Below are 6,519 nucleotides of genomic sequence, written 5' to 3' on the forward strand. Positions count from 1 at the left end.
TGGAGTGGAATGACCGCCGCCAGGACTTTCCTCTCGAGCTGTGTCTGCCCGAGCTCTTCCAGCGGCAGGCCGCGAGCACTCCCGAAGCCATTGCCGTGCGATCTGGCGGCACGCGCCTGACGTACCGGGAGCTCTCCGAGCGGGTGAGACACCTGTCCGCGCATCTGGCGGGGCAAGGGGTGAGGCCGGAGGCGCTCGTCGTCGTGGCGCTGGATCGCGGGATCGACTTCCTGGCCGCCATCCTCGCCGTCCATGGGGCGGGTGGGGCGTGCGTCCTCATCGACCCCGCTCACCCGGTCCAGCGAGTGGCGCAGATCCTGGAACAGGCGGGCGCCGCGGGTGTCCTCGTGTCCCAGGCCCGGAAGGCCGCGCTCACCCAGGCCATGGAGGTGCTGCCCGCGCCGCGCCGGCCCGCGCTCTGGACGGTGGAGGAGCTGCTCGCGAGCCCTGCTCCCACTGGGGTGGAGCGTGCGCCTGTGGCTCCCGGCAACCTGGCCTTCGTCGTCTTCACCTCCGGGTCCACCGGGGTGCCCAAGGGGGCGATGATGGAGCACCGGGGAATGCTCAATCACCTCTATGCCAAGGTGACGGATCTGGGCATCTCCGCGCGCGATGTGGTGGCACAGACGGCTCCGCCCTCCTTCGTCATCTGCATCTGGCAGACCCTGGCGCCCCTGCTCGTGGGGGCCGAGGTGGATGTGGTGGAGGACGCGGTGGCGCGGGATCCCAGGCGCCTGCTCGATCGGGTGGCGGAAGATGGCATCTCCGTCCTGCAGATCGTCCCCTCCGTGATGCGCCTGGTGCTGGATGATGCGGAGGCGCGGGGGTCACGCCGGCCCGCCCTCTCCTCGCTGCGCTGGCTGGTGCCCACCGGCGAGGCGCTCTCGCCCGAGCTCTGCCGCCGGTGGCTCGCGCTCTACCCGGCCATTCCCCTGCTGAATGCCTATGGCAGCTCCGAGTGCTCGGACGACGTGGCGCACTACGCCATCACCGCGCCTCCGCAGGGGGACATGGCGCACCTGCCCATTGGGCGTCCCGTCGCCAACCTGCGCCTCTACATCCTGGACTCCCGGATGGAGCCCGTGCCCGTGGGGGTGGTGGGCGAGCTGTATGCCGGCGGCGTCGGCGTGGGCCGGGGCTACCTCAACGATGCGGAGCGCACCGCCAACGCCTTCGTCAGCGACCCATTCTCCCGGGACGGCGCGGCGCGCCTGTACCGCACCGGGGATCTGGCGAGGCACCTGCCTGGCGGCGACATCGAGTTCCTGGGCCGGGCCGATCACCAGGTGAAGGTGCGGGGCATCCGCATCGAGCTGGGTGAGGTCGAGTCCGTCCTCCGTGGGATCGAGGCGCTGCGAGACGCGGTGGTGACGGCGGCGCCCGATGTCTCCGGGAGTGTGCACCTGGTGGGTTACATCGTTGCCCGGCCTGGCCAGGAGCTCTCGCAAGAGGCGGTCCTCCAGCACCTCCGTGAGCGGCTGCCCGAATACATGGTGCCGTCGGAGTGGGTGGTGCTGGAGGCGCTCCCGCTCAATGCCAACGGGAAGGTGGATCGGCGGGCGCTCCCCCCACCGGGCCCTCAGGGCGCCCGCCCGGCGCTCGGGGTGGCTCCCCGGAACGAGACCGAGGCCTCGCTGGTGGCTATCTGGTCTGAGCTGCTCCGCGTGGAGAGCGTCGGCGTCGAGGACAGCTTCTTCCAGCTGGGTGGCCACTCGCTGCTGGCCGTCAAGCTCATCATCCGTCTGCGCGAGCGGTTCGGCGTCGAGCTGCCGCTCTCCCGCATGTTCGAGCTCTCCACCATCGCCCGGCAGGCCGAGTTCCTCACCCGGGAGCAGCCCCGTGCGAAGGGGGGCGCGGGCTTGGCTCCCACGCAGATCCAGCTCACCCCTGAGCCGCAGCACCGCTTGGAGCCCTTCGCGCTCACCGAGCTGCAGCAGGCGTACTGGCTGGGGCAGACAGGCCTCTTCGAGCGCAGCAGTGCGACGGCCGTGGGCTACATCGAGTCCGAGACGCTCGATCTGGATCTCGCGCGGTTCAACGCCGCGTTCCAGCGGGTCATCGCGCGGCATGACACGCTGCGGAGCGTGGTCCGCGCCGATGGGCAGCAGCAGGTGCTCGCGGCAGTCCCGCGGTTTGAGCTGGAGGTCGTCGATCTGCGGGGGCTGTCCGAGGCCGAGGTGAGCCGCCGCATCGAGGAGACGCGGGCCACGCTGTCCCGCGCCAACCCGCGCTCGGACACCTGGCCGCTCTTCACGCTCCGGGGCCACCGGCTCGACGAGCGGCGGTACCGGCTGCATCTCGCCTTCCCACTGCTGATGGGGGACCTGCAGAGCTTCCGAGTGATCAACCGCGATCTGGAGCGCTTCTACCAGGATCCCGGCGTGGAGCTCGGGGCGCTGGAGGTGACGTACCGGGACTATGTCCGCTACCTGCAGGCCGCGCGCGAGGCGGATGAGGGCTACCAGAAGGCGCTGGCGTACTGGCGTGATCGCCTGCCGACGCTACCGCCCGCACCGCTCCTTCCGCAGGTGAGCACCCCCGTGGCCCTGCGGGAGCGTGGCTTCCAGCGGTGGAATGCGGAAGTGGATGCCGAGGCGTGGCAGCGCCTCAAGGCTCGCGGCACGCGCGCAGGCCTCACGCCTACCGCGGTGCTGACCGCGGCCTATGCGGAGGTGCTGGCCGCCTGGAGCCAGACGCCCCACTTCTCACTCAACCTCCTGTACCAGAACCGTCCGCCGCTCCACCCGCAGATTGGAGAGGTGGTGGGCAACTTCAGCACCACCCTGCTGCTCGAGGTGGACTGCCGGCCGCGGGAGACCTTCGAGCAACGCGCCCGCCGGGTGCAAGCGCGCCTGTGGAGCGATCTGGAGCACACCCAGGTGAGCGGCACTCAGGTCCTTCGGGAGCTGGCCCTGGCCCAGGGTACGGGCGCCGCGTCGGCCATGCCCTTTGTCTTCGCCAGCACGCTGTACGAGGATCCGAAGGCAAGCGAGGAGTCCCAGCTCCTGGGGCGGCCCGTGCACAGCAGCCTGGAGACGCCGCACGTCTGGATCGATCACCAGGCCAGCGAGGCGTACGGGGGGCTCCGCTTCCACTGGGACGTGCTCGAGGCGATCTTCCCTGAGGGGCTGGTGGAGGCAATGTTCCAGGCCTACCGCGAGCTGCTGCAGCGGCTCGCCGGCGGTGAGGGCTGGGAGGCCATGGAGACGGTGCACCCGCCGTCCACCGGGCTGTCCGCACGCCAGGCCGCCAACGCCACGGAGGCGCCCATCCCCCACGTCCTCCTCCACGAGCTCGTCGCCGCGCAGGCTGAGGCTCGGCCCCATCACCCGGCCGTCATCGAGCCGCGTGGCACGTTCAGACATGGCACCGTGCAGCGCCGGGCCCACCAGCTTGCCCACCAGCTCCGCGCGCTGGGAGCGGCCCCCAACACCCTGGTGGCTATCGTCATGGAGAAGGGCTGGGAGCAAGTGGTGGCCGCGCTCGGCGTGTTGGGCTCCGGCGCCGCCTACCTGCCGCTGGATCCGGAGTGGCCCGCGGAGCGCCTCCACTCCCTGCTGCGGCAGGCAGAGGTGCGCATCGTCCTCACTCAGCCATGGCTGGAGGAGCGGATCGCCTGGCCCGAGGGCATCCAGCGGATCTCCGTCTCCGAGCAAGCCCTCGAGGGGGAGAGCGGCGTCCGCCTCCACTCCGTCCAACGGCCGGAGGATCTGGCCTACGTCATCTTCACCTCCGGCTCCACGGGTGAGCCCAAGGGCGTGATGATCGATCACCGCGGCGCGGCCAACACCCTCGTGGACCTCAACGAGCGGTTCGGCGTGGGGCCATCGGATCGGGTGCTTGCGCTCTCGGCGCTCACCTTTGATCTGTCCGTCTATGATCTCTTTGGCATGCTCGCGGCGGGCGGGACCATCGTCCTGCCCGCGCCCGAGGCCGCCAAGGATCCGGCCCACTGGCTGAAGCTGCTCCGGACGCACAAGATCACCCTGTGGAACTCGGTGCCTGCCCTCATGCAGCTCCTCGTGGAATACGCAGAGGGGCAGCGGGAGCGGCTCCATGAGCTGTCGCTGCGCACGGTGATGCTGAGCGGCGACTGGATCCCCGTGGCCCTGCCGGATCGCATCCGCGCCCTGCGCCCCAGCATCCAGGTGATGAGCCTGGGCGGGGCGACCGAGGCCTCCATCTGGTCCATCCTCCACCCCATCGACCGGGTGGAGCCGGGCTGGCAGAGCATCCCCTACGGCAAGCCCCTGAAGAACCAGCGCTTCCACGTGCTCGATGAGAACCTGGCGCCGCGCCCCACCTGGGTCACCGGCGAGCTGTTCATCGCGGGAGTGGGCCTGGCGAAGGGCTACTGGAAGGATCCGGCGAAGACGGAGGCACGCTTCCTCCGCCACCCCGTGACGGGAGAGCGCCTCTACCGGACGGGGGATCTGGGGCGCTACCTGCCGGACGGCTCGATCGAGTTTCAGGGCCGCGCGGACTTCCAGGTGAAGGTGCAGGGCTACCGCATCGAGCTGGGCGAGATCGAGACCGTCCTGGAGCGGCACCCGGCCGTGCGCGCGGCGGTGGTGACGGCCCATGGCGAGCGCCACGGGGACAAGCGCCTGGTGGCCTACGTCGTCATCGACGGCGAGCCCTCTGGCACCCTCGCGCAGCTCCGCGCGTACCTGGAGACGAAGCTGCCGCGCTACATGGTGCCTTCGCTCTTCCTCCCGCTGGAGCAACTCCCCCTGACGGCCAACGGCAAGGTGGATCGCAAGGCGCTCCCAGCCCCAGAGGAGCCGGGTGCCAGGCGCGAGCAGGCCTTCGAGGCCCCGCGGGACGAGTTGGAGCAGGCGCTGGCCCGCATGTGGGAGGAGGTGCTGGGAGTCTCCCGGGTGGGCCTGCACGACAACTTCTTCGAGCTGGGAGGGCACTCCTTCGCACTGGTCCGGGTGATGGGGCGCATCCGCCAGCAGTTCGGGCGGGAGCTGCCGCTGACGGCGCTGGTGCGGGAGCCGACGCTTGCGCACCTGGCCTCCCTGGTGAGGGGCGGCGCGGCAGCTCCGGTCTGGTCGCCGCTGGTGCTCCTCCACTCGCAGGGCCAGGGGCGGCCGCTCTTCCTCGTCCACCCCGTGGGCGGCAACGTCCTGTGCTACCGCACGCTGGCTCAGCACTTCGGCCGGGAGCGCCCCGTCTATGGCCTGCAGGCGCGGGGCTTCCTCGGGGAGCAGGTGCCGCGGGAGGATCTCGTAGCCATGGCGCACGAGTACGCCGAGGCCGTGCGCTCGGTGCAGCCCCAGGGGCCTTATCTGCTGGGCGGCTGGTCCATGGGCGGGCTGGTGGCGCTGGAGATGGCGAGCCTGCTGCGTGAGTCCGGGCAGGAGGTGGCGCTGGTGGCGCTCATCGACAGCCCTGCGCCCGGGAAGCTGGCGCGGGGGGATGACGCGGAGCGCGTGGCCTGGTTCTTCCAGGACATCGCCAGCACGGGAGGCAAACCCTTCACCCTCCCCGTGGAGGAGCTTCGAGCGCTGGGGGCCGAGGAGCGGCTGGTCTTCGCGCTGGAGCAGGCGCACGAGGCCGGGCGGGTGGCGCGCGATGTGGATCTGCCTCAGCTCCGCCGCCTGCTGGGTGTCTTCGAAGCCCACACGCGGGCCATGGAGCAGTGGACACCTCGAAAGGTGGACGTCCCCGTGGTGTCACTGCGGGCGGCGGACGATCCCCTGGCGCGCGCGGAGGAGTCCGGCTGGCGCGCCTGGGTAGGCCGCCTGGAGACGCGCACGCTCGCGGGAGATCACTACTCGCTCCTGGCTTCGCCGGGCGTGGAGTCCCTGGCGGCGGCGCTGCGGATGTCCTTGGCGCGCGCCGAGCCCCGGTAATGGAGAGGATCATGCACGACGTCATCATCATTGGCGGAGGGCAGGCCGGCCTCGCCCTGGGCTACCACCTCGCCCGGCAGGGCCAGCGCTTCCTCATCCTGGAGGCCGCGGAGCAGGTGGGCCACTCCTGGCGGTCCCGGTGGGAGTCGCTCCGGCTCATCACCCCCTGCCCGTACAACGATCTCCCTGGGATGCCGTTCCCGGGGGATCCGTGGAGCTTTCCCACCAAGGACGAGGTGGCTGACTACCTCGCCCACTATGCCAGGACCTTCGAGCTGCCCCTGCGACTGGGGACGCGGGTGACCTCCGTGCGCGCGGAGGGCGGCACCTTCGTGGTGCGTACGGAGGACACCGCCTTCGAGGCGCGCAACGTCGTCTGCGCGACGGGGCCCTTCCAACGTCCCCACCTGCCCCTGAGCATGGAGCGAGCCAGCCCTCAGCTGGTGCAGCTCCATAGCAGCCAGTACCGCAACCCGTCGCAGCTCCCCCGTGGGAAGGTGCTCGTGGCCGGCTGTGGCAACTCCGGGGCAGGCATCGCACGGGAGCTGTCCGCGAGCCATGAGGTGCACCTCGCGCTCGGGCGGACGGCGGCCAGCCCGCGGCGCTTGCTCGGCCGGGACTTCTTCTGGTGGGCCCACCTGCTGCGGCTCACGGAGGT

At 70.8% G+C, this 6,519-nt stretch carries 2 protein-coding genes; both read left to right on the forward strand.

The genetic code is table 11. The features are described 5' to 3' along the window. Positions 1 to 5,861: non-ribosomal peptide synthetase (locus VD972_RS24225; RefSeq protein WP_324990836.1), on the forward strand; the 5,861-nt coding region annotated here is incomplete at its 5' end. 11 nt (positions 5,862 to 5,872) lie between these two features. Beyond that, positions 5,873 to 6,519: NAD(P)/FAD-dependent oxidoreductase (locus VD972_RS24230; protein ID WP_324990838.1), on the forward strand; the 647-nt coding region annotated here is incomplete at its 3' end.

The sequence above is a fragment of the Hyalangium sp. genome (assembly GCF_035629615.1).
Classification (GTDB): Bacteria; Myxococcota; Myxococcia; order Myxococcales; family Myxococcaceae; genus Hyalangium.